Origin of the sequence: Desulfomonile tiedjei, assembly GCA_016212925.1 — a bacterium.
Taxonomy (GTDB): Bacteria; Desulfobacterota; Desulfomonilia; order Desulfomonilales; family Desulfomonilaceae; genus JACRDF01.
On sequence record JACRDF010000020.1, the window covers coordinates 40883 to 64464 of the forward strand.

The following is a 23582-nucleotide window of genomic DNA, read 5'->3' on the forward strand; positions in this document are numbered from 1 at the left end:
CGGAGGATGGCCGGGGCGGCTGGCTGTTGCCTCCAGAACGAGAAAACGCCCCGTTCCCCCTGCGAGTTTGCAGGGGGAAGAGGCGAATCCGCTCTAAGTGGAATCTATGGACTAGACTACTACGCCCAATCCCGTGGTAGGCACCCAAGCTGTGCCGTTGTAGTACTCCCAGGAGCCCGTAGAAGCTATATGCCGCCACCCGACAACGTAGGTATGGGTGTGAATCGTGTCTCCGTTGCTATAGTTGAAAACGTCCCAACCGGCATCAGGGCCGTACCCGTGGAACCATACGTTCATCGGCTCAACATTGAACCCCGCGGTCGGGTTCCACGCGCTCCCGTCAAAATAAGACCAGGCTCCGGCAACTGTCTGCTGCCACATGGTGGCTCCCGGAGCCGTGTGATCCAGTGAGATTTGAGTCACTCCGTCGCCGATGAAAACTTCGTACCCGTTGTAGACCCCTCCGGGAACAGTGTCGAGGAACCACGTGGCATACGGACCGTTACCGTCCGCGTACGGGGCGTTGCCCAGGGCGTCGGTGCCCACCCAGGCAACCGTGTTGTAGAATTCCCAGGCGCCCGTAGAAGCTATATGCCGCCACCCGACAACGTAGGTATGGGTGTGAATCGTGTCTCCGTTGCTATAGTTGAAAACATCCCAACCGGCATCAGGGCCGAAGCCCTGGAACCATACATCGTACGGCTCTACCGAAATGTTGACCACACCAGGGGCGCTGCTTTGGGCTCCGCCTGAACCGGTATTGCCCTGATCGTTGACGGTTACCGTTACCTCGGCCAGTCCGACGTAACCCGCATTACCATTGAAGGTCATCCCGTCAAGGGCCGCATTGATGTCCGTGAGCGTCCCGGTAAAGGTCATTGTCGCGTCCGCGGTTCCGTCACCTACACCACCCGGAGAATTGAAATCCAGATTTGCAGTTCCATTCAATGTCAGGGTCCCATTAGTTGCGGTCAGAGTTACTTGAAGTAGGCCGGTTCCCGCGTCAGGGTCCCCGACTGAGATCAGGTTGCCGTTTGCCAAATTGAAGATCACAGCGCCGTTGGCATCGGTCTGCTGCACGATATTGCTCAGAGTTATGACAGGCGGGTCGTTGACTGCGCCAGCACTAACTGTAATCGCCACAGGATCGCTGTCCGTCTGTATTCCACCGCTTCCTGTGGCTCCCTGATCACTGGTCGAAACAGTCAGCGTGTCCGCTCCCACATAGTCCAGCCCGGACAGATACTGCAGACCCGTTGCATTAGCCAGAGTCGCGTTGATCTCGGCCAATGTGCCTGTCAGCACAACGCTTGCCGAGTTGTTGCCCGAAATCCCTGCGGCCCCTAAGCCGCCACCTACGGCATCACTCACCTGCAATGTGCCGTTGGTAACACTCAGCGTCACTTGCACCGCGCTCGGGTCTGCATCCACGTCAGCAATCGAGATGCCCGTGATCGGACTCAACACATTGGTATTTGCCAGAGCCGATACAGGCACCGTATTCACCGGGGCATCATTCACTGCATTCACGGTTATCGCCACCGGATCGGTGTCAGTCGTCAGCGGGCCAGGGGTGCCTGAGGCCCCCAGATCATCGGATACCACAGTTAAGGTGTCCGGACCGTTGTAGTCCAATGCTGACTGGTACTGGAGACCTGTTGCATTAAGCAGAGTCGCGTTGATCTCCGCCAATGTGCCATTCAGCACAACACTGTTAGTGCCGTTGTTTGCAACCAGCAGACCAGGAGCCACGGCTCCGTTGACATGCAATGTGCCGTTGGTAACACTCAGCGTCACCTGCACAGGGCTAGTACCCGCATCCACATCGGAAATCGAGATGCCGCTAATCGGAGTCAGCACGTCCTCATCTACCGCAACAGATACCGGAACCGTGTTCACCGGAGCGTCATTGACCGCTATTACGGGAACGTCCACGGGCGGCGCAGTCACGATGGGATTGATGTTGTCCGTCACCGTAACGTTAAAGGTCGCTGTGCCGTTGAAATCAGTAATCAGGGTTCCTTGCAGGGTCAACAGCGTAGCCTGCACGTCAGACATGGAGCCGCTGATGTCCAGCACAGTGCCGCCGCCCACCGGCGTCACCGATGCCAGGCCGAAAGGCGTGGCATTCAGCCCGCTCCATCCAGCCGAAACAGTCAGATGCACTGTCAGAGGATCACTATTTGGATCGGTCACGCTGACACACGAACCGAGACTCACCGGGCCGACATGGTCTTCATAGACCGTGTACGCAACCTGTCCGGTAGTAATCTGCGGTGCAGCAGAGGTCGGCCCGTCAAACGTGATTGTCAAGGTGTCCGTATCCGATAGACCGCTGAGGTCCGTAGTGGTTATCAAGACGGTCGCCGGACCCGAGAACCCGGCCGCAACATGGGCTTTGAGGCCGTTGAGGTTAGCGAACAACGAGTTCAGATACCCCTCGGTACCGGCGAAGACATACTGGGGAGCCAACGTCGTTCCGTTCCCCCAACTGAGCCCGGTCACGCCGGTGCCCGCTTGGATATCCACGAACAGAGTGTCGTTCAAATCACCATCGTGCACTTGGATCCCTGGAATAACATCAGGCGAGGTGCTGGCAATCAAGGGAATCGTGGGGCTGGCGTTTGCCGGAACGTTGACCGGTGTGATCGCATTCACCGGGGCATCCGCCACAGGAGTTACCGTTATAGCCACCGGATCGATATCCATCAGCGTGCCGCCACTTCCGGTAGCTCCCAGGTCACTGGTGGATACCGTCAGGGTATCCGGCCCGTTGTAGTTTAAGATAGACTGATACTGGAGACCTGCTACAGCCCCCAGAGTCGCGTTAACCTCCGCCAGTGTGCCTGTCAGCACAACGCTGCCCGTGCCGTTGTTTGCAATCTGCAAAGCTGGGGCCACGGCTCCATTAACCTGCAATGTCCCGTTAGACACGCTCAGGGTTACCTGCACCGCGTTCGGGTCCGCATCCACATCGGAAATCTGGATGCCGGCGATCGGAGTTAGCGCATCCTCAGCCACCGACACCGGTAAGGGAACCGTATTTACCGGCGCATCGTTAACTGCTGTGACGCTTATGTTGGCCGTTGCCAGGGCGCTCGTTGCACCGCCATCGTCCGTTACGGTGAACCCGAAGGATGTGAGGCCGTTCCAGTCCTGATCCGGCCGGAAGGTCAAGCCGGCGGTGAGGTCTGACCAGGGCACGTCACCGGGTGCTGTCAGCGCCACTCCATTGTCGAAAAGTGTGCCATTAAGCGGCAAATCCGCGACGTGAACTGAAACGGGATTGTTCGCGGTCGATCCGCCTACCACCTGATCTTTGGCGTCATTGAACGTCCAGCCCGACACGACAAGGGAGTTGTCCTCCGCAATGGTGAGGGCCAGGTCACTGGTTACCGGCCCATCATTCACCGCGGAGACATTGATGGTGATAAGCCCATTGGCAGGCCCGGTGCCATGCGCGTCGTGCACGTGGGTGGAGACGTTGACCGTCCCGTTCCAGTCCGCGTTCGGCGTGAATGCGAGGTTCTGCAGGGCAAGGTTAACGTCTCCCACCGCGCCGCTCATCGACCAGATGCCTGTTGCGGGATTGTACGTGCCGCCGGTGGATGAGAGAGCCCCCGCTGTTAGATTGTTGAGGGTTAGCGTGGCCGTTATGGTGTCACCTATGTCACCATCGGTAATAAAGATATCCTGGAGGTTCAAAGCCCCGGAATCCTCATTGATCGTGTGACTCTGGTTCATGGCAGCGTTGACGGTTGGAATGGCGTTGGTAGCAGCGCCTTGAACTTTCCAGAGTTCAGTCCCGATCCCGAGTCCCTGGGCTGTAAAAAACAAGGTCGTGTTTACCGGCGTGAGGTTAGCCGGATTGCTGCCCGTGGCGCCCGGGTAAATCTCCGTCTGACCGGCCGAACCGATCCTCACTGTCCCGGCGGTTGTTCCATCGGTCTGCCAAAGCTCATCGCCGGTCGTACCATCTGTGGCCTTGAAGTACGTCAATCCATCAAGATGCATAAATGTGTTGGTAGTGAAGACGCTACTGCTGGTCGGATTTATATCTTTCAACAAAGATATGGTATCAGTGGCGGTGTCATAGGTCCAAACCTCTTTCCCAATTGAAGAAGCACCCTTTGTAGAATCAGCGGAAAAGAACAAAGTTCCGTTGGAATTGTAAAGACTTAATGGCGAGGTGCCAGTAATGGTGGAACCGTCGTTGGGATCGACACACGTAATTGTGACACCCTGAATCGTTCCTGCACCATCAACGTAGAAAAGCTTACCGGTGTTGCCGGTAGCCGTGCTTGTAAAGAACAGGGATCCATTCACGTTTGTCAAGTTTTGGACGTTTGTAACCCCGCCGGGATTGTCAACAAGGCTTATTGTCGGGGTGGGATCTGTGGGAGTATACTCATAGAGACTGATGACATTATTTACGGTAGCAGCGAAATAGAGCGTGCCGTTCACCTCAGTCAAATATGAGGGGCTGCTGCCTACGTAGCTACCTGGTAGTCCATTAAGGTCTTGAACCATAACTTGATGGCCATTGGCATCTATCTTGTACAGCTCAGCGCCATTTGGTGTGAAGCCAGTCGTCCCGCCTTGAAAGTAGAGGGTCCCATTGACGTTAGTGAAATAGGGAGTTGAGGTGTTTCTAATCGTTGCTCCGCTCGGGTCGGTGACCGCGACTGTGCCGGTCGCTGTGCCGTCACTGCGCCACAGATAGTACATCCCCGCGTCGTAATTTTGGAAGTAGAGGGTGTCGTTAAACGCAGTCAAGTTGACAAGCCACTCGACGCCACTGCCACCAGTGGCGACATCTTTCACCTGGACGGGCTGGCCCGTGGCATTGTCTATCTTGAAGAGGGCGCCAGCCATGCCTGTAGAACTGTTTCCCAGGAAAAACAAGGTACCGTTAACATTAACCATAGGATTCCCGGTACCATAGGGGACAACTCCGTTGCCTGTCCCCGGACTGAGGTCTGCCACCATGCTGGTGACGCCGGTGACAGGATCTGATTTCCATAATTCAAGGCCGTGAGCCCCGTCTGACGCGGCGAAGTAAAGGGTGCCATTGACATTGGTCAACCACTGCGGGCCGCCGCCGAGATGATTGATGTCGAGTGATGTGGCAGGATTCGTGCCGTCATAGATCCAAGGCTCAATGCCCGTGTACCCGTCGTTGGCGGTGAAAATCATCTTACCGCCGCCAATATCCGTCATGGTTTTCGGATTGCTGCCCAGAGCAGCGTGGGTCGTTGGATTCTCACCTAGGTTGAGGTCCTGAGCCAACGCTATGTTCCCCGCTTCCACCTTGTAAAGCTCGGAACCTGTGGATACGCTGCTGCCGGTAAAATAGAGTTTTCCACTGATATTTGTGAGATTCGTGAAGGATGTGACCGCATCATTGCCGGTTAAATTCTGGACTTTTCCTGTGGTTGTGCCGTCACTCTGCCACAGGGTAACACCCGTCCCGTCGTTGGCAGTAAAATAGAGCGTGCTGCCTACCGCTGTCAGGCTTGCAGGGCTGCTTCCTGAGGTTCCGTTGGCATTAATATTCTGGACCAGTAATTCTGCTCCGCCGGATACCTGGTAGAGTTCCTGGCCCGATGCGGCCGTAGTCCCGGCAAAAAAGAGGGTTCCGTTTACGTTGGTGAGGTTCGCGAAGGCCGTGATGCTGAGATTATTGGGAATTTCCGTATCCGTCGTGCCGTTAATCTGGTGGACGGCCAGTCCGCCACCATCGTTCGCGACCAAGTACAGCATGCTGCCTACCGCGGTCAGGCTTGCAGGATTGCTTCCTGCTCCGGCAGCTGTGTTGATGTTTGCGGCCAACGCGATATTTCCCGTGCCATCCACCATGTAGACTTCCGCTCCGCCATAGGTCGCACTGGTCCCAACGAAATAAAGCGTGCCATTGACATTGGTCAAGCTCCCGATGCCAGACACGTTATATGGATTGTACGCGGTCCCGGTCGCATACTCGACAGTATTGGTGCCATCAGTTTTCCAGAGTGTTTGTCCGCTTCCGTCATTTGCGAGGAAATAGAGCGTATTGTTAACATCAATCAGCGAAGTCGGGGTGCTGGAACCAGTTGGGTTAAGGCCGGCAGCTCCACCAACCATATGGGTATCGCCACCTGCTATGCCATCGCTCACCCAGAGTTCTGTCCCATTTACGTAATCTTGGGCCTGGAAATATACTTTGCCTCCCGAAACCGTGAAAAATTTGGCGACACTGCCGTAAGCAGGGCCTTGAGCGGCAATATCTTTCAACAGAGTGGCCGTACCCGTTTGCATATCATATACCCAGGGCTCGCCGTACTCGTTGGTGGAATATATACCGTCATTTGTGGAAAAATAGATTTTTTGGCCCATTACCGCATAATTGGATAGATTATTGTAAAGAGTGGGGCTGCTGGTATCAGTCTCTGTAACCAGCACCGCATCCGCCAGCGGGGTGATGTCCGAGGCGAGAGCACCGGCGTTCAACACCACGTTCATGGCGACACTGGAGTTCGACGAATACTCAAGCGTCCAGTCATGCGCAGTTCCGCCGGTCGTATTAGTGCTAGCGAAAGTATCCGCTGCGGTGTAAACGGCAATGCTGTCAACCATTGCCTGGCCCGGGGCATCACCGGCAATCGAGCAGCCGTAGAACTGAATTTGAGCATCCTGGCTCAGAGTCTGCCCCAGCGCTTCGAAGGTGGCGCTGTATTGAGCAAGGCTGAAGAATTGGATCTGGTCGGTTCCAATGACCAGATTCCCTTCGGTCCCGTGACCCACGATCGCCAGATTGTCTATCGTGTGGCCCGCGACGCTCACGAGATCCTGGAGCTTGGCCGTGATGGTGGCCAGGTTGTCCTGGGCCGCGTCGTACGTGATCACCTGCGCGTTCTCGGCTGCGGCCTGAGTAACCGCATGCACGTCGGCCAGATTGTTGGCCACGAGGACCACGTTCAGGTCTTGGTTGAAAACCTGCTGGTAGCTGTCAGGGACCTGTCCCACCAGACCGGCATTGCCGTCCGCGCTGCCGCCCGCCGCTTCGGCCCCGGCAGGAGCTTGCTCCGGCCCAGGCCCCTGGTCCGGCTGACCGCTCGGATTGCCGTTGGGGTTGTCTTGAGGGGCCGGATTGACCGCAGCATCCAGGACAATTCTCTCCTCCAGTTGTTGGAGCAGAGTTAACGGCCGGTAATTCCTGTTTCGGCTCCAAAATCTCGAACGACTCATGGTTCACCTCTTGTCAATGGCTATAGATATTTCGGTCAAACCCGACCGCTTGCGATGGCCTTTTGAAAAGCGTTTAGCATTTAGAATTCCTGAAAGCTTCGGAATCGTAGGAACCACGTTTTTCCGAGTCACAGAGCGGAAATGGCCTTGACAGGTCAGTCGAGGGGGGCGCAGAATAAGAACGGGCAGCAGACCCCCTGGCTCGCGCGGTTCCATCGCGGCAAACGTCTGCAGCAAGAGTCCCGTCCCGAGGGGTTTTGCCGGCACCAAGGGAGGCGGGGCTTTTGCGTTCTAAGTTTGCTTTTACATCCTGTCTATTTCTTCACTGCCGCGCCGGTAAGCGGCGCGTGTACCTACTCCACCACATTCGGAATGCCAGGGACCCTAAACCTTTCGAAGGTCCAAATTTGTCTCTTTCCGTGCGTCCCATTGACATCGCACCTAACATCCCCCCCTCTATTGGTACTTTGGAAGGGTTACGTCGATCTATGCAACTCACGTGCCAGGATCTCTATCAGTGGGTTTGTCGCAGATCATGCTGAGATTGTGGAACTTTTTGGACTACGGTAAAGCAGGGGGCCTGAACGGAGGAATTTCGGCCAGGAGCGCTTTTCTGACACGAGATTCCAGGAAAGTACCCTATATGATGTCTTTTCAACACGTTCTCAGGCGAGCGGTTCTCTGACACGCTACAGGTTTTCTCGCGCAAATCAGTCCCGCCCCAGGAAGGTTGGTACCGGGTCAATCGACAAAAAAAGCGCGCGCGGAACTGTCTGACATTGTCGGGAATGCCATTTTGCTTGATTCGAGAGGTTTCAATGTCCCGCAGCGGCTGGTTGGCCGTGTCGCGTTTTTCGGACACGCGGAACACTAGCGCTTAACTCGGGGTTTGTTAGCACTCGCCCATCTGGAGCGGAATATATCGCTTAGTCTTGCTGCCTGCCAATACTTGACTAAGTTGTATCTATCGGACATCTGCAAATTCTCGCGTCACGGTCAAGTTTTGTCAGCATGGACCCCTCGACTCAAACTTAACGCCTCTGAGAGCTTTCAAACCTGCCTTTCATTCACCGGCGAAGCATGTGCCCCAGGAATTACCCAAGGATTGTGGTGTCTTATTCGGGTTTGCTTGGGTGCTTTACGATCGACACCTGACGTCAAACGCGGCCGCAATAAAAACCGGGCGCGCTTTGCGCTTGACTATGTTCAACACATACGTGTAACAACTTCCCGGAGGTCGAGGATAATCGCACGCAGGGTTACCGGAATTCTTCCTCCTTGGAACACTGATGCCAAACGGTAACTCTGGTAAACGATCCCTTCGACAGAGATTCGGTGTTGAAGGTATTGGTTTTCTTCCGGCCTGAATACTAAACGTGGAATTGTGCGGAAAGGAGAAACATATGGCAGACAGCACGACAGACAAGGAACAAGAAGCGAGACCGCAGCAACCAGGGGCCCCGGCCAGAGCCATGGCTAAGCAGATGGGCATTTACTACAGCAACTGCGCGATGGTGGCTACCAGCCCCAGAGACATTTCGCTTTTCTTCGGGCGGTATGTCCCCGGCAGCAACGAGAAAGGCGAGCAGGCGATGGTGGAACTTTACGAGCACCAGATTTACATGACGCTTGAGCAGGCCGAAGATCTGGTCAGAATCCTGGGGCAGACAGTTCAGGTTACGAAGGCGAGAAGAAAAGAAGCCGGCAACATCGGCTAGCCGAGGCGCACCTGCAAGCCCTTGCCCTAGGGACTAATGCATGGCGCAAGACCCAATTTCCCGAATTTTGGTGCCCTTGAAGCTCGGTGGTTTGGCCGGCAAAGACCGTAACGTTGCCATTGCGAGCCGTGAAATCCCGCATTACCAAGGAAGCACTCTCCTTGGCACGCCACGGAGAGTGCTTCGGGCCTGCGGACTCGCAATGACACGTTTGGCCATCACAGAAGGTACAGCGCCAATTGATTCCACCTGGCGACCAGTCGATGAGTAATAAATGAATACACGCTCGTTTTTTCCGCGTAAATTGTCCCGACTCCCTTCATGCCTACCTTGAGACGCGGTGGCGGGTCGCCTCGGAAAGACGCTCTCACACGATAAACGTTACCCAGACGCGGAATGGCTTCTGCACGCGGGGCAATCTCCTTGACATCAATCTCGTACCCGGTTCGAGGTTCGTTGTTCAGATTCAAAACACCATCTTGTCCCTTTTTAATCCTACTCACTTTGTCTTCCAGGACATAAATTTCCGCCCATAATTCTCCGGGAGCTGCGATTTCACAAAAAGGCTCACCGGCTTTGAATTTCTTCCCTATGAGAGTTTCCACGTGTTTCGTGGTAACTACCCCGGATGCAGGTGCTTTGATTTGCAGAAACTGCTTCTGCCATTGAAAAAACTGCAATTCGGTCTGCACGTTTTTGGCTTTTAGTTCTACCAGCCTGCTTTCAGCCAGTTTCGAGATATCCTGTCCTGAAGACCTTTTCAACAGAGTCATTTCAGCAGTAAGCAACTCGAGCTGTCGTTCAGAGGTCTTTATTTTGAAATCCAACTCCGTAGGGTCTATGGTGGCTAGAACCTGTCCTTGTTTCACCTGAGAGCCCTCGGCAACCAGGATTTTGTCGATCAATCCATCGGTCATGCAAAAGGCCACATGCCTGTCCCGAGGGACGATATCTGCTTCGCCCCCCACTGGGTAAGAAAATGGGATCATGAACAGAAGCGCAATCAGCAGAGGCGCCCCAATTGCCAGTACAAGCCAATGTCCCGCCAAAAACTTCATAACCGGTTTCTGGCGCCAGGACGAAACCTCTGTGAGCCTTGAAAGCTCGGGATTTTGAGCGAAAACCCATCTTTGGGCCAGCGCTGCCGCAAAGACCGGCGCCAACTTCGCCAGGGCAAGGACGTTGACCTGGTCGGGGGCTTTCCCATCAAGGTATTCCAGCAACAAGTGCCCCAAGGTTTGTCCATCGAAGATCAGAGGCACACACAAGATGCCCGTGCATTCGGCGAAGTGCATATATGAACGAAAAGCGTCTTTGAACTCCGGAGCGAGCACGTCGTCAGACAGCTTTTCCAAGTCAGCTGGGCTTGCCAATAGTACTGTCTTATTAAGCCCTTGTATCCGCAGTCCAAGGTTGTCCAGCTCCTGGCTGAATTTGGATTTTTTTTCCGTAATTGGCTGGTTTCCTGCTGCGACGTAGCGTGACTCTCCCCTGATGTGGGTGATCAAGAACGACCTGTCGAATTCGACAAGAGCCCGAATATCGTTGGTGAGCAAAAAGTAAAGCTCTTCCAGTGAACGAGCTTCCAGCGCTCTGCGGGAGAACTCAAGGCTCAAGACAATAATTCTTTCCCGGGAAATCGCGGCGGGATCTCGCGGGTCTTTTGCCTGCACTGGAACCTGGCCTGGTATACCTGGGACTTGCGAAGCCATATCTGTTCCTTTACCAGAAGATCGACTCTTTATGAAAGCCTTCGAGAATGCCTTCCACGGACCGGCTCCAAAGACTCGTTCGCGGTGAATCCACAACCAATTTGCCGGTCATTCCAAGAGGGATTTTGCGGTCTACATTCCGAAAACTTACTGAACATCGGAAGAGGGCTTCCAAGGGGACGTCCGTACGATCTTCTCCTCTTGCCTCAATGGCCATGTCCCCCCCAAAGCGACTCGAGAACGGCATATCTCTGAGGTCCTGCTCCCCGTAAGGTCTAATCTCTTCAATAGTGCCCGTCAGGATTATTCCCGATCCCATTCGGAACCAAATCCTGACGTCTTGGCCGGTGTGAAGTTTGGGAAGATCCTTTGCCGGAACGAGAGCATAAACGGTGCAGTCTGTCAGGGATTCGAACTCGCCCACCACTACCCCTTCACCCGGCTGAAACCCGGTTTGCAACCTGTAATCCATGTTAGTGACCACCCCTTCAAAAGGGGCCACTATTCCGTTTTCGGCCAGGGCAAGGTCTCTTCTAATACGGTCGGTCTTGTGATCCAATTTGCGCAGTTCTATCTCCTTGCTTGCAGCCTCGCCCCGATGCCCCGGATCCAAAAGAAGATACTTTACTTCAGTACGCAATATCTCCCGCCGAATTTCGTTTTCGAACAAAGCCAGCTTCAAAAGGGAATCGTCCAGCGTGAATAACAGAGCCCCCTCTGAGGCTTCTTTGCCCTCACGGATAAAAACATCCGCTACCGAGGTCTGGAGAGGCACAGTCAGCTTCTGAACCTTGGCCGATGCCAGGTAGCATGGGTAAATAGACCTTCTCGGCAGCGGGGCCACCAAAATCAGGACGATAGCGCAGACCAGAGCGGAAAAAACCAAGACGCCCGATGGCTGCGGATGGATCTCTTTGCGCTTCGAATATAGGGTTCGGACGCCCTTGGTCAAGGGAATCACAATGAACAACACGAATGCGAGAGAAGCCAGAATCAGGCCCAGGAGCTTGTCAAAACGATAGTAAACACCCACACATATCATGGTGTACAGAAAGAGCCGATACAAGAAAGCGCACACCCCGTAGATCGAGAAGATAATGACCTCTCTGGGCGTTGTAGCGGGGTTTACAAAGAGGGAAATCCCGAGCACCCTGTTCATGAACAGGTACTTTACATAAGCCAGGGCCCTCGTGGACAGATTTGGCAGTCTGAGCCAGTCCATGAGGATGAAATAGCCGTCAAACCTCATGAGGGGATTGCCGTTGAACAAAACCGTCGAAAAGAAAGAAACGGCCATAAGGTAAAAGGCCAGTGAATTGATGACCCCGGGATTTGTGAAATACCAAACGTATGTGGCCGCAATTGCCAAGGCGCCCTCGACCAAAATACCCGCCGCGCTTATAGCTATGCGCTGCTTGCGATCGGCTAACTGCCATGCGTCCGTGGTATTGCAGAACAGGCATGGGAAAAAGATAAGGAACGCCACTCCCATCTCCGGGACATGAATCCCGAAACTTTTCGCCACGTAAGCGTGAGCAAACTCATGCAGCAATTTCGTAAGAGCAAGGGTTATCCATAGATAGATGAGGTTCTCCAGGTTGAAGAAAAACAGGTACTCGGTTTCTGTCCCGGCAAGCCCTGAGATGAGGCAGTAAATGGCTCCGGGCAACGCCAGGGCAAACAAGCCGATAGTGAACTTGTTGGCAAACAATTTGGCTATCCAGAGCGTCTTTTCCAGAAATTTGTCGGGATTTAAGAGGGGAATAAACATGAAATAGATGCTCGCCCAGCGCCTGGCTTTCTTGGAGGCTTCAATTTGTTGCTTGAGGTGCTCCTGAAACATCGCGGTGCCGAATTTAGTGCCCAGGACGAGGCCCATCTGGGCTGCCTTCGCCACAATTGCCCCCGCCTCCTCAAGCGAATAATAATAGCCCATGACTGCCAGTCGCTCTGTAGCCTCCTCCAGAGTACGATTACCATCGAGGGTCTTCAAAAGGCGGTATTCATAGACCGAAAGGTAAAAATACTTCCCCGAGACAGGGTCCTTCAGGACCACGGTGTCTCTGTCCTCCACATCGTCGTACTTGTGCGCCTGAAGGTCGACTCGAAACTTGATCCGTCCTTCCATGCTCGACTCCTCGCAGGATCATCGTTATTTCAGATTTGTTGTGCGTCCAAAATTGTCAACAAGCGCTGGTAATTGCAGCTTCCAGTCAATAAGCGATCAAGAGATGTCGGAGGGGCTTACCTAGGCCGTTTCTCCAGGCTCCATGTCATTGATCAGACATCGATTCTTGATAATTCGTTCCCATTGAACTTTGTAGAGCGGCCAGGGTCGCATTGGCCTCGCCAAGCGCCCGTATTCTCATGATTTTGGCCTCAAGCAACTCGGCTCTCGCCTCCTCCGCCATGAGCCTTTCCACATCCTGCATGGAGACCCTCGCCTCTACTGCATGCAGGACCTTTCGAAGGCTGGCCACACTGGATTCCGCATTTTCCAGCTCATCCATCCCGTCGAAGTACTTTAAGGCTGCCAGGCGGACCTGGGAGGTAATCCCCAGTGCTATGGCGCTCATTTCTCTCTCCGTCTTCTCGGATTTGATCCGGCTGGCTTTGGACTCGTCGACATTGGCCAGCCATTCTACCAGGTCGAAATAAATCGATATACCAACCTCTTTCCAAGCGGGATCGTACAGGAATTTATCTTTGTCTCGCGCGTGTCGCCAAAAACCGGTAACCCTTGGGAAATACTTGACAATCGTGCGCTTCAGATCGTTCACGGAACTCAGGTGAGCAAGGCCTGCCTCGTAAGCCTCGGGCCGTCTACGAACTGCTATCATTTCCAATTCGCATAACTCCGAACTGAACCTCGGCCTGGAAAGGGCCCCTTCGAGCCGAAATCCTCCATCTATGCAATAATCGGGTGACAAGGCCATTGCCGAAGCAAGAATGTTTCGTTCATTCTCGATGTCGTTGCGGATCTTCCCCAGAAGCCTCTTCGCCCTGGAGGTTCTCTGTTCCGCTCTGTGGTACTCTTCGACTTTACCCAATCTATCTTGGAGCAATTGTTCCGTCTTGTATAGCATTCCTTTCCGGAGTGAGAAGAGGTTCTCGGCCAGAGGCAAGACCTCTTGAAGGGCGAGAAGACGAAAAAAGGAGGAGTCTACCAGCTCCACGAGTTTTTGGGCTATCCTGAGCTTGTGATAACGAGACTTTGTCGTTTCATTGGCGCTGCTTTTAGTCACATAATAGGCTAGAGCGGCATCCGTCGGGCTCCACCGGGTCTCCAAGACATAATACCAGGTGCTCCTCTCGTGCCCGGTGGAAAAGCTGGTGACTCCGGGTTGGGCACCGCCGAGGTTTTGCTGTTGATAGCGTGGATGGGCGCCTTCCAAGCCAAGCACGTCGCTGTAAGAATAGCGCAGATTGCTTCTCTCGCTTAGGTCACCGGAAAAGATAAAATGTGGAAGGATCCTGGTCCGATTGCTGTACTGAATCGCCTGTTGGGTCAATTCCTCCAGGCGGGCGGCCTGCAAGTCCAAATTGTTGCCCAGCGCAAGAGTTCTGCAATCTTCCAGGGTCAGAAATCGTTTACCTGTCACCGTTGTAGCGGGCTTGACTCGATGATTAATTAGCGTCATCGCGGAATTGGAGTCGGTGACCTGCACATGATTTGCAGGGCGGAATCCGTTGAGCAACGACGCCCGACATGACGCCAGCAGCGAAACGAGCAGGCACAGGCTTATTAGCGCAGCTTTCTTGTGAAATCCCTGAAGCGGGAACATCATGGAGACCTCATTGGACGGACTCCAAGGCCCCGCTCATACCTATGGCAAGCTGCTCTTCAGCATTATTCATCAGTACGAAGATCTTTTGGGTGCCGGTTTTCGGATCTATGATCGGTTCGATTTTGTCGACCTCACCTACAAATTGCCTTCCGGAGGAATCATTAAACGCGGCTTTCGCCCCTTTTTTGAAAAGTGGCATAAGATTTTCAGGCACGTATGCCACGGCGTAGACCTTGCTGCTGTCGACCAAAGTAAACATCTTCTCAAGCGAGCCCACCGCCTCAAAAGGCTCTTTGTACCTAATGGCCAAATAACCGGAAAAGGGGGCTTTGACCTGGCAGGCTTCCAGGTCGAGAAGCGCCTGCTTGAGCAATGTCTCAGCCTCATGGATTTTCTGTTCGGTGATTTCAGCCTCCGCCTCGGCCCTCAACAACTCCTGCACGCTGCTTGCGTCCAATGAAACGAGCTTCTCTTTTATTTCCTTATCTTTTTGCGCTCTCTTCAAGGCTATTCTAAAAGCATCCAGACTTTGCTTTGCTCTCTCCACCCCCAGCGCATAGCGTTTCTTGGAAATCTCGGCTATGATGACTCCTTTCTTAACGTGATCGCCAACTTCGAAATTGTAGTGCTCAATGATACCGCTTACCTCCGCGGCTATAGCAGCGCTGCGGAACGGATTAATAATTGTGGCTTCGATTTTGCCGAGAGTAGTCTTCTGTTGGCTTTGGTCTAAGAAGTCTGGTGGTTCGATCTGCTTAAAAGGCTCGGGATCTCCAGGTGTTATCAGTACCGAAGGGGCCTTTTCCACGGAATAAGCGGAACTGGTCATGGTCAAGGCGCTAGGGTGGGTCTTTTGGTCGGCAGGGACACTGAAGGCTGAGGAAGCGGAATTACCTATCCGTGGCTCCGAGCAACCGGGGTCCGGGAGAGAATTTCTTGCCTCATCTGCAAGTGAGAACTGTCCTGAACACAAAAAACACAGAGCGGCCACAAAGCAAACAGAAAAACCTTTTCGTGGCATCTTTCCATACCCTACCATTGCAATAAATAAACTTCTTACTAAAAGAACCGAACCTAGTGAACATAATCGTTTGGGTCTTTATCCCATCCACGTCGGCGCTTGTCAAGCAGAAAACCATTATCCCGCCTTGCCGGAGTGGCTGTGATGCACATCCGGGTCACTTTGTTTTTTGTTGTCTCATCTTCCTGACAAGCCTGTCTCTGTGTTCAATTGAGTCTGATGACAGTTTCTTCAACGTTTTCGAATCACGCGTATCCCTTAACTTAATAATTCCGGCGTACTTGCCTTCAACGTATGTGTTCTCTATGAGATAAGCTACCAACAGTGCCTTTTCCTCTGTGAGATAACCCATTCGAAGTTGCTCAAAATTTGTATGTATTCGCGCGGCAAAAGCTTCCAATGCGTCTAGTGGCGAAGAGTCACCAACTTCAAATGCTTCGGGGTGCTCGGCAGCAGCGAGCATCAGTTCCCTCACCGCATCTTCATGAGCGGTTTCTTCTTCTGCAAGTCGTTCCCAGAATACTTTGCTGCTAGGGAAAGTTTCCGCGCATGACCTGTAGAAATTCGCAATAGTCCCCTCAACCTGGGCCATTACCTTCATAATTGGCATGATGCTCTCTAGATTCGGGCTTGACATGATCATAACTCCTTCCATTGCTTGATGCTGCCGAAACCCATTTTCTTGGCCCAACACGGACAGCTATTAATCGGAGACCTCCGCGCTGTGCCATGTGCACCAGGATTTCGCACTGATCTGTATGCAGGTTTCGTGCCAAATACGCAGCGAGGAGCCCCGGCAAAAAACAGACTGGCACGACCGCAAAGTTATGGCAGTTCAGCAACTTACCACTCGCACGAAGGTTCCGGCGTGTCAGACCATTTCCCGCTTTCGCGAAATAAGAAGCCATCGCGCAACTGGGAACGGCTGGTAGTAATTCATTGCTGTTTAATGAGACCGACGAAGCGGGCATCGGGGCTTATACTTACTAGGCCCCGAAATATCAAGTTGACGGATCACCTGAATAGAGGCTATTCTCGATGAAAATTTCCGGCCGCCAATCACCTTGGACCCGCGGAGGTGACTTCGCGGGCAAGCGTGAAATTTCGTACCTGTGGCCGCTCAGTACGAGCCTGAAAATAAGCGGATTTGATCGAACGGAAATGCAACATGTTGAAATCGTGTGTCCTTAGCACCATCAGAACCTTTGGTTACGATGTTAGAAAACAAACGCAGTTATCCAAATTGCTTGCAGTGCATGAAAAAGCTATTCGAGGAGAGGTCCGCGACTCAGGATCAAACTCGTCGCCCGGAGTCGCGCCGTACCCGGGGCACCTGGGATCAAGGCTTTTTCGGCTCCTGGTGGCTCCTATTCTTCGGATGAAAGGCTTCGAACTTATTCCACGGCCCAGATACCTGCTGTCGACCGAAGAACAACCGTACGAAACTGCCCCGCGAACCTACAACCCGGCGAGTCCGAGGTACAGTCTCGATTTGGTGAAGAACCGGCCGGGGCAAATCTATCCGGTGAACGTCCCCACCGATTTGACGGAATCCTCGCGCACCAACCCCTTGTTGGCAAAGGTGCGGGCGGAGGGGCTCGACGACCCGGAGCATCTGAGCGAAGTTCTGCGTCAATGCGCAGAAGAGCTTGAAGGCGACCCGGATTATCGCAATTTCCGGATCAAACACGCTGAGCTTGAATCGTTCATCAGGAAAGTCAATGCAGCACAACCTGGCGAGTTTCATCCCGGATCTGTCAGTCTTCAAGAAGGGCTTTTCCTTTACTGGATTGTCCGGTCCCAACGGCCGAAAGTGGTGGTTCAGACAGGGACCAGCAATGGAGTTTCCTGCGCGTTTATCGCTCTGGCCCTCAAGAAAAACCGAGACGAAGGAATGCTTTTAGCGGTGGATCTCCCCTACATCTATGATCCGGACGATCCGTTTTATCAACAGCCTGTTGTTTACGGTGTCTTGATCCCGCCGGGAAAAGGGTCCGGGTGGCTGGTTCCGGATGGCTTGCAGCATGGATTTGATGTTGTCAACGGCGATGCCAAAGAGCTTTTGCCGGAAGTCCTTGAGAAGGCCGGCAAAGTCGATATGTTCTATCACGACAGCGATCACAGCTACGATCATCTCATGTTCGAGCTGGAATGCGCCCTGCCTTACATGAATCCGCATGGAGTCATCGTTGTGGATGACATTGGCTGGACGAGTGCGACGTGGGATTTTGCCGAACGCATCGGATGTTATGGCCACAATCAAGACGGCAAGCAGGGGTTGATATTCCTGTAATTACAAGGTATTCCCGGCCGATGCTGTTTGTGGGTTGACGATTATGGCTGTTGCCAGAATTTTTGCTTGTTTCCACCCGGTAACCAGCGACTGGGGCTATGGCTTGGGTGCCACTGCTGGCTTGTCCAGCAGTGCATTCTCAGGACACACCGCTGGACAAGCCAGCAGTGGCACCCGCTACAAAGTGACTCCTCAGTAATGGCACCATGCGGCTAGATTAGGTGGGTCTATTCAAGGGCAATCGGACATTAATTCCGGCAATTGCTAGTTGCCTTCGGCCTCTTACATAAGTGCTCGGTAATCCCTCAAAAAGTCACGTCCAACCCGCGCCCCGGAGCCGTAACTGAAATGGCCCGGATGCAGCAGGGCAAGGAAGTTTTCTTGCAGCATGCGGTCGTCCTCCGTATAGACGGCTTTTCCTTCAGTTTTGTCGAGCATTTCCTCGGCTAACTTTTTGACGTCTTCCGGCTTGTTGTCAATGAGCCTGATTTTAGAATTCTCATACTCCAGCGTAAACCGGTAGTCTCCAATAGGAGTGCCGAGCACCTGCCGGAAAGGCAGGAGACGCTCGTCGGTTTCAGACCAAACTAGCTTGGGAATACCCAGGTCGCCTGGTCGTAGAGCAAGAACCGAAGACATGGGAGTGAAATTGGCGCAAGCCACCGGAACACCGAATATCCCCGATACCCAATAGAGACCTGATCCGGAACCCAGGAAAAATCGTGAACTCGCACACAGGAAGACATCCATCCAATCGCTTCGGAGGTCGCTGTGACAGTAGTCTATGACTCCTTCCAGCTTGGGAAGGGGTTGCATTGACGGATCTCCCATGCGGAGGCACCAGCCGCCCCGCTCCACTATCGCTTGCATCGCCGGAATATAGTCATGGACATTTACATCCCGATAATCATGAATGTCCCATTGAAGATAACCTGGTTCTCTACAATGGACGCACACAAACCACGAGTCATCGGTGAGGCCGAAACTCCGGAGGCATTCCCTCCCGCGCCTGATGTCTTCGTCTGACAGCCTCCAGACCGGCGTACGATCCCCCCATTCTCTGTTAATCGTTGGGGCCAGAGAAGTGCCCCCGACGATCTGGGCGTATCCGGTGACGTCATATTGCATAGGTCCGGCCCTGGCCAGAGGCTTGAGAACTGCGCAAACAAAGGGGTTGGTTATGACGGTGAGGTTTGTCTTTATGTATTTCAGCAGGCTAGGGTTGGACACACGTGTTTTCGAACACAGGACTATGCCTCGGTAATCAGGGCGACGGCCAAGGAGGCCCTCCTTGACAAAACAGTCCGTTTCGACTGCCAGATGACCTATGTGCTGGCAAGGTATATTGAGGAACCTTATCGGCCTCCTCAAGATGTGCCGCTCCAGCAACGGCAGGAGAAGCCCCAATATCCATTCCGCTGAAGCGAACAGGGCTAGTGCGCACTTCCAAAGGAGAGGGTGCTCCTTCAGGCGACTTGCGACGGTGCGGGTTAACAGTGGCTTTCTTGACCATTTGACTGGCTGTTTTGTCATTGGGTTTGGTCGCAGTTCATCCTGGAATCGCATTGCACTACAACGTGTTTCGTTCGGCCCTTCTCTACCCGCAGGTAAGTTAGCACAGACTGCCGAAAGCGAACAATACCCCCATCTAACCCACCGAGGTTAATATGAGGCCATGCGCCGAGTCAATGCTCAGGGCCAAGCAAAATGTCGTTGACTCCAGTAGGAAATCATGTCAAAGTACAATCGTTAATAGGGAAGAATCCTCTGATGACCCATCCGGTTGCCGGTCGTCGGACAAGAACATCTAACGGAAGGGTCAACAGCTACAATTTGTGGTTTTAATAGGTTCCGAGGGGTAATGGTGATGTAAATGCCTAACATTGTTAGCCAGATATGGGATTTAGGCGGGGGCGGAGCCTGTTCTTATATAATCTCAACCACCACAATCTGCGACCTCCACTCTTAAGCGACGCTACCTGTCGCTTGCCTTGTGTCTGCGAACCCGGAAAAGACTATTTTCGAAGGAATGCCATTCTGAGGAGACACAGGAACGGTGTTTAGCCCGAAAGTTACGCCATTCAACGAGCTGGTAGCCGCTGTAAGATCGTTGAAAGAGCAAGGGAAGGTGATCGTCCACTGTCACGGCGTCTTCGACTTGCTTCACATTGGCCACATCCGCTACTTCGAGCAGGCTCGACGGATGGGAGATGTTCTTGTGGTCACGGTCACTCCGGATCGTTTTGTGGATAAAGGACCTCACCGGCCGGCTTTCCCGGAAACATTGCGCTCGGAGGGAATAGCCTCTCTCAAGTGCGTGGATTATGTTGCAATAAATGAATGGCCCACGGCAGAAGAGACGCTGAGGTTATTGCGGCCCGACCTTTACGTGAAGGGATCCGAGTTCAGGAACGTGGCGCTGGACGCGACGGGCAAGATAGGAAAAGAGGAAGCGGTTGTTCGTGAAATCGGGGCGAAGCTTGCCTTTACCGACGATATCGTGTTCTCTTCAAGCAACCTGATAAATCGCTATTTCTCGGGTTTCCCGCAAGAAGTCACCGAGTACTTGAGCCTATTTCGTTATCGTCACAGTCTCGACGAGGTACTTAATTACCTGGAAGACCTGTCTTCTTTGAGAGTCCTGGTGGTCGGGGACGCGATTATTGACGAGTATCAGTACGGCCAGGCCATAGGCAAGTCATCCAAAGATCCAATAATTGCCATGAAGTACGAGTCCAGTGAGATGTTTGCAGGTGGCGCACTGGCCGTTGCAAATCACGTTGCGAATTTTGCTTCATCGGTGGATCTCCTAACCGTGCTGGGAGAGAAAGACTCCCATGAGGAATTCATCAACTCTCGCCTCAAGGCCAACGTGACCCCGCATTGGATCTACAGGCCCAACGCTCCAACAGTATTGAAGCGCAGGTACATAGACGGGTACACGCTCAACAAGCTTCTTGAGATCTATCTCATGGACGATTCGGATTTGCCTGAACAAACAAACAATGAAGCTTGCCGGTGGCTTGACCGGCGCTTAGCCGATTTCGATCTGGTTATCGCCGCGGACTTTGGTCATCACACCATAAGTGAGCAAATGGTCGGGAAAATGACCGATTCCGCAAAATTCCTGGCCGTAATGACGCAGGCCAATGCAGGCAATCGAGGATTTCACACTATTAGCAGATATCCTAGGGCCGATTACGTGTGCCTGGCCGAGCACGAGATCCGTGTCGAGACTCGCATGGCCAACGGCAGTGTGCGGCCGATGATGGATGCCTTGGCGAAGAAACTTGGGTGTTCCAGATTTGTGGTTACACGTGGCCGCAAAGGATGCCTGGTATGGCGTGAAGAATCGAGTTTCATAGAAATTCCCTCATTCGCGCCGAACGTTGTGGATCGGGTGGGGGCCGGCGATGCCTTCTTTTCACTCACCTCTCTTGCAGCGTGCCAAGGATTGCCCAATGAGGTGCTGGGTTTCTTGGGGACCATTGCCGGGTCCATGGCGGTGGGCATAGTGGGCAACATGAAATCCATTGATAAGATGTCGGTAATCAAATACATCACTTCCATAATGAAATAGATACGGAGCGCCACTGCTGCGCATGGAGAAAACCTCGAGCCCTATTTTCGACCGCTCCAATCTGGAAATACTTCCTCTTGCCGATCGACTGCACGATCTGGAAATATCCACTATCCTGGACCTTGAACCTCGTCCGGTCGTGGAACCGGCATTTGTCGAGGTATCTTCGAAAATATTGGAAGCCTGCAAAGGCGAGACTAAATCTTCCGTAATACTGATGATGGGTGCGCATGTACTCAGGGCCGGGGTCCAGAGGTATCTCATCGATCTGTTGAAGAATGGGCATCTGTCGTGCATTGCCCTGAACGGCGCAGGTGTCATCCACGACTTCGAGTTCTCCTTGATTGGAGCCACCACTGAAAGCGTCGCCCGGTATATCAAGGACGGCCGCTTCGGTCTCTGGAAGGAAACGGGTAGGATAAATGACATCGTTGCCGAAGCCGCCAAAGAAAAGCTGGGGCTGGGGGAGGCTGTGGGTAGGGTCATCGAGGAAGAAGGCTTTCCTTTCAAAGAGACCAGCGTACTCGCTGCGGGGTACAGATATGGAGTTCCGATTACAGTTCACGTAGGTATCGGGTACGACATACTCCATGAGCATCCCAACTGCGATGGAGCAGCCTACGGCGCTACAAGCTACACGGATTTTCTGAAATTTACCAAGACGTTGGAATCAGTCGACGGCGGTGTGGTAATGAATTTCGGTAGTTCCGTGATGGGACCCGAAGTCTATCTCAAGGCTTTGGCCATGGTGAGGAACGTCGGTCGACAAAAAGGAAAAAGCATATCCAAGATCACTACGCTGGTGTGCGACCTTCATGCTCTGCCGCCTTCGTATCATGACGAGCCGTCCCGAGACCAGCCCGCCTATTATTTTCGGCCCTGGAAGACCATGTTGGTTAGAACGGTGGCGGACGGTGGAAAAAGTTTCTACGTTCGCGGCCACCATGCGGAGACTGTCCCGCAGCTTTGGACCGCCATCACCCGCCCGGCTGGTGCAAGCCCGTTACCCTGAAAGGAACTGACAACTCGGGCATCAGATCGTCAGAGATGTTTTCTTTGCACAGATCTCTATGCCTGCACCAAGACACCATCGGGTGTCCGCGTCTGCCGGCCTAACTCAGGTTGGAAAGCCTCGACGCCACGAAAACACAGTGTTTTTTGAAGAGTAAGGCCGAAGGGAAGCTTCCTTGCTCAAAGAGCTTTTCTTCGGCTTATTTTAGCCTACAAACCGAGGAGCTGACGAATGTCGGATTTTAAGAAAGTGCTCGTTACCGGAGGCGCAGGATATGTGGGAGCTGCCCTCGTGCCGAAGCTCATTCACGCAGGTTACGAAGTCAAAGTGATCGACCTTTACCTTTACGGGGACGATGTCCTCCGGTCCGTTCAGGGGAATCCCGCTTTAAAAGAGGTCAAGGGAGACATACGAGACAAAGAGTTGCTTGAGCGCGAAATCCCCGGAACCGATGTCGTGATACACCTGGCGTGTATCTCCAATGATCCCAGCTATGAACTTGACCCGGCACTGGGCAAGTCCATCAATTATGATGCATTTATCCCTCTGGTTGAACTCTCCAAGAAACACAAGGTCAAGAGATTCGTGTACGCTTCGAGTTCCAGTGTTTACGGCGTAAAGTCAGAGCCTGAAGTCACAGAGGACCTCGCGCTTGAACCGCTGACCGATTATTCCAAGTACAAGGCCGCATGCGAGGAAGTCCTCCTTGGAGAAGCGACCGACGATTTCATCGTAACTGTAATCCGGCCGTCGACGGTTTGCGGGTATTCCCCGAGGATGAGGTTGGACCTCACCGTGAACATACTAACCACCCACGCAATAGACAGGGGAAAGATCACGGTCTTCGGGGGGGACCAGAAAAGACCGAACATCCATATAGAGGATATGACGGATCTTTACCTCTTCCTGCTAGAACAGCCTGACCACAAGCTTCAAAAGAAGATTTTCAATGCCGGATACCAGAACTATACGGTGAGGGAAATCGCCGATATTGTTGCAGGAACCGTCGGCGGCAAAGTGCCAATCGAGGTCACGCCGAGCAACGACAACCGGTCCTACCATGTGTGCTCCGAAAAGATCAGGAGAGAACTGGGCTTCGAGGCCAAGCACACTATTCAGGAAGCTGTAACTGACATAAAAGAAGCGTTTGCGTCGGGCAAGCTGCCCAATCCTATGGAGGATATAAAGTATTACAATATCAAGACTATGCAAGCCGTGAAGCTGAAGTGAG

General features: G+C 53.2%; 12 protein-coding genes. 5 read left to right on the forward strand and 7 right to left on the reverse strand.

Going from position 1 to position 23582, the window contains the following annotated elements; translation table 11 throughout:
• Positions 1-111 precede the first annotated feature (111 nt).
• Entirely contained in the window at positions 112-7227 is a 7116-nt protein-coding gene (locus HY913_09215; protein MBI4963444.1) for a DUF4347 domain-containing protein, read from the reverse strand.
• A 1403-nt stretch (positions 7228-8630) separates the two neighbouring features.
• Between HY913_09215 and HY913_09220 the strand changes: the two genes are divergently transcribed.
• Positions 8631-8945 (forward strand): DUF3467 domain-containing protein, encoded by a 315-nt coding sequence (locus tag HY913_09220; protein MBI4963445.1) that lies wholly within the window; start codon positions 8631-8633, stop codon positions 8943-8945.
• Positions 8946-9163: 218 nt separating this feature from the next.
• Here HY913_09220 and HY913_09225 read toward each other — a convergent pair whose 3' ends face one another.
• The 5 genes from HY913_09225 to HY913_09245 form a co-directional block, all read right to left on the reverse strand.
• Positions 9164-10657 (reverse strand): HlyD family efflux transporter periplasmic adaptor subunit, encoded by a 1494-nt coding sequence (locus HY913_09225; protein MBI4963446.1) that lies wholly within the window; start codon positions 10655-10657, stop codon positions 9164-9166.
• Between the two features lie 10 nt (positions 10658-10667).
• Positions 10668-12785, reverse strand: a complete 2118-nt coding sequence (locus HY913_09230; GenBank protein ID MBI4963447.1) for an HlyD family efflux transporter periplasmic adaptor subunit — start codon at positions 12783-12785, stop codon at positions 10668-10670.
• 145 nt (positions 12786-12930) lie between these two features.
• Positions 12931-14445 (reverse strand): TolC family protein, encoded by a 1515-nt coding sequence (locus tag HY913_09235; protein ID MBI4963448.1) that lies wholly within the window; start codon positions 14443-14445, stop codon positions 12931-12933.
• 7 nt (positions 14446-14452) lie between these two features.
• Positions 14453-15274: an efflux RND transporter periplasmic adaptor subunit gene (locus HY913_09240; GenBank protein ID MBI4963449.1), complete on the reverse strand. Its 822-nt coding sequence runs from the start codon at positions 15272-15274 to the stop codon at positions 14453-14455.
• Positions 15275-15623: 349 nt separating this feature from the next.
• Positions 15624-16103, reverse strand: coding sequence for a hypothetical protein (locus HY913_09245; protein MBI4963450.1), 480 nt, complete (start codon positions 16101-16103; stop codon positions 15624-15626).
• Between the two features lie 531 nt (positions 16104-16634).
• On the opposite strand from HY913_09245, the gene HY913_09250 reads away from it, so the two are divergent.
• Positions 16635-17759: a class I SAM-dependent methyltransferase gene (locus tag HY913_09250; protein MBI4963451.1), complete on the forward strand. Its 1125-nt coding sequence runs from the start codon at positions 16635-16637 to the stop codon at positions 17757-17759.
• A gap of 282 nt (positions 17760-18041) precedes the next feature.
• Here HY913_09250 and HY913_09255 read toward each other — a convergent pair whose 3' ends face one another.
• Complete coding sequence (locus tag HY913_09255; protein MBI4963452.1) at positions 18042-19130, reverse strand: TIGR04372 family glycosyltransferase; 1089 nt, start codon at positions 19128-19130, stop codon at positions 18042-18044.
• 685 nt (positions 19131-19815) lie between these two features.
• Here HY913_09255 and HY913_09260 point away from each other — a divergent pair.
• From HY913_09260 to HY913_09270, 3 genes are all read left to right on the forward strand, one after another.
• The gene (locus HY913_09260) at positions 19816-21339 is read left to right on the forward strand and encodes an adenylyltransferase/cytidyltransferase family protein (GenBank protein MBI4963453.1); all 1524 of its coding nucleotides are present in this window, start codon (positions 19816-19818) and stop codon (positions 21337-21339) included.
• 22 nt (positions 21340-21361) lie between these two features.
• The gene (locus tag HY913_09265; GenBank protein MBI4963454.1) at positions 21362-22351 is read left to right on the forward strand and encodes a hypothetical protein; all 990 of its coding nucleotides are present in this window, start codon (positions 21362-21364) and stop codon (positions 22349-22351) included.
• Positions 22352-22582: 231 nt separating this feature from the next.
• The gene (locus HY913_09270; protein MBI4963455.1) at positions 22583-23581 is read left to right on the forward strand and encodes an NAD-dependent epimerase/dehydratase; all 999 of its coding nucleotides are present in this window, start codon (positions 22583-22585) and stop codon (positions 23579-23581) included.
• The last annotated feature ends 1 nt before the right edge of the window (position 23582 follow it).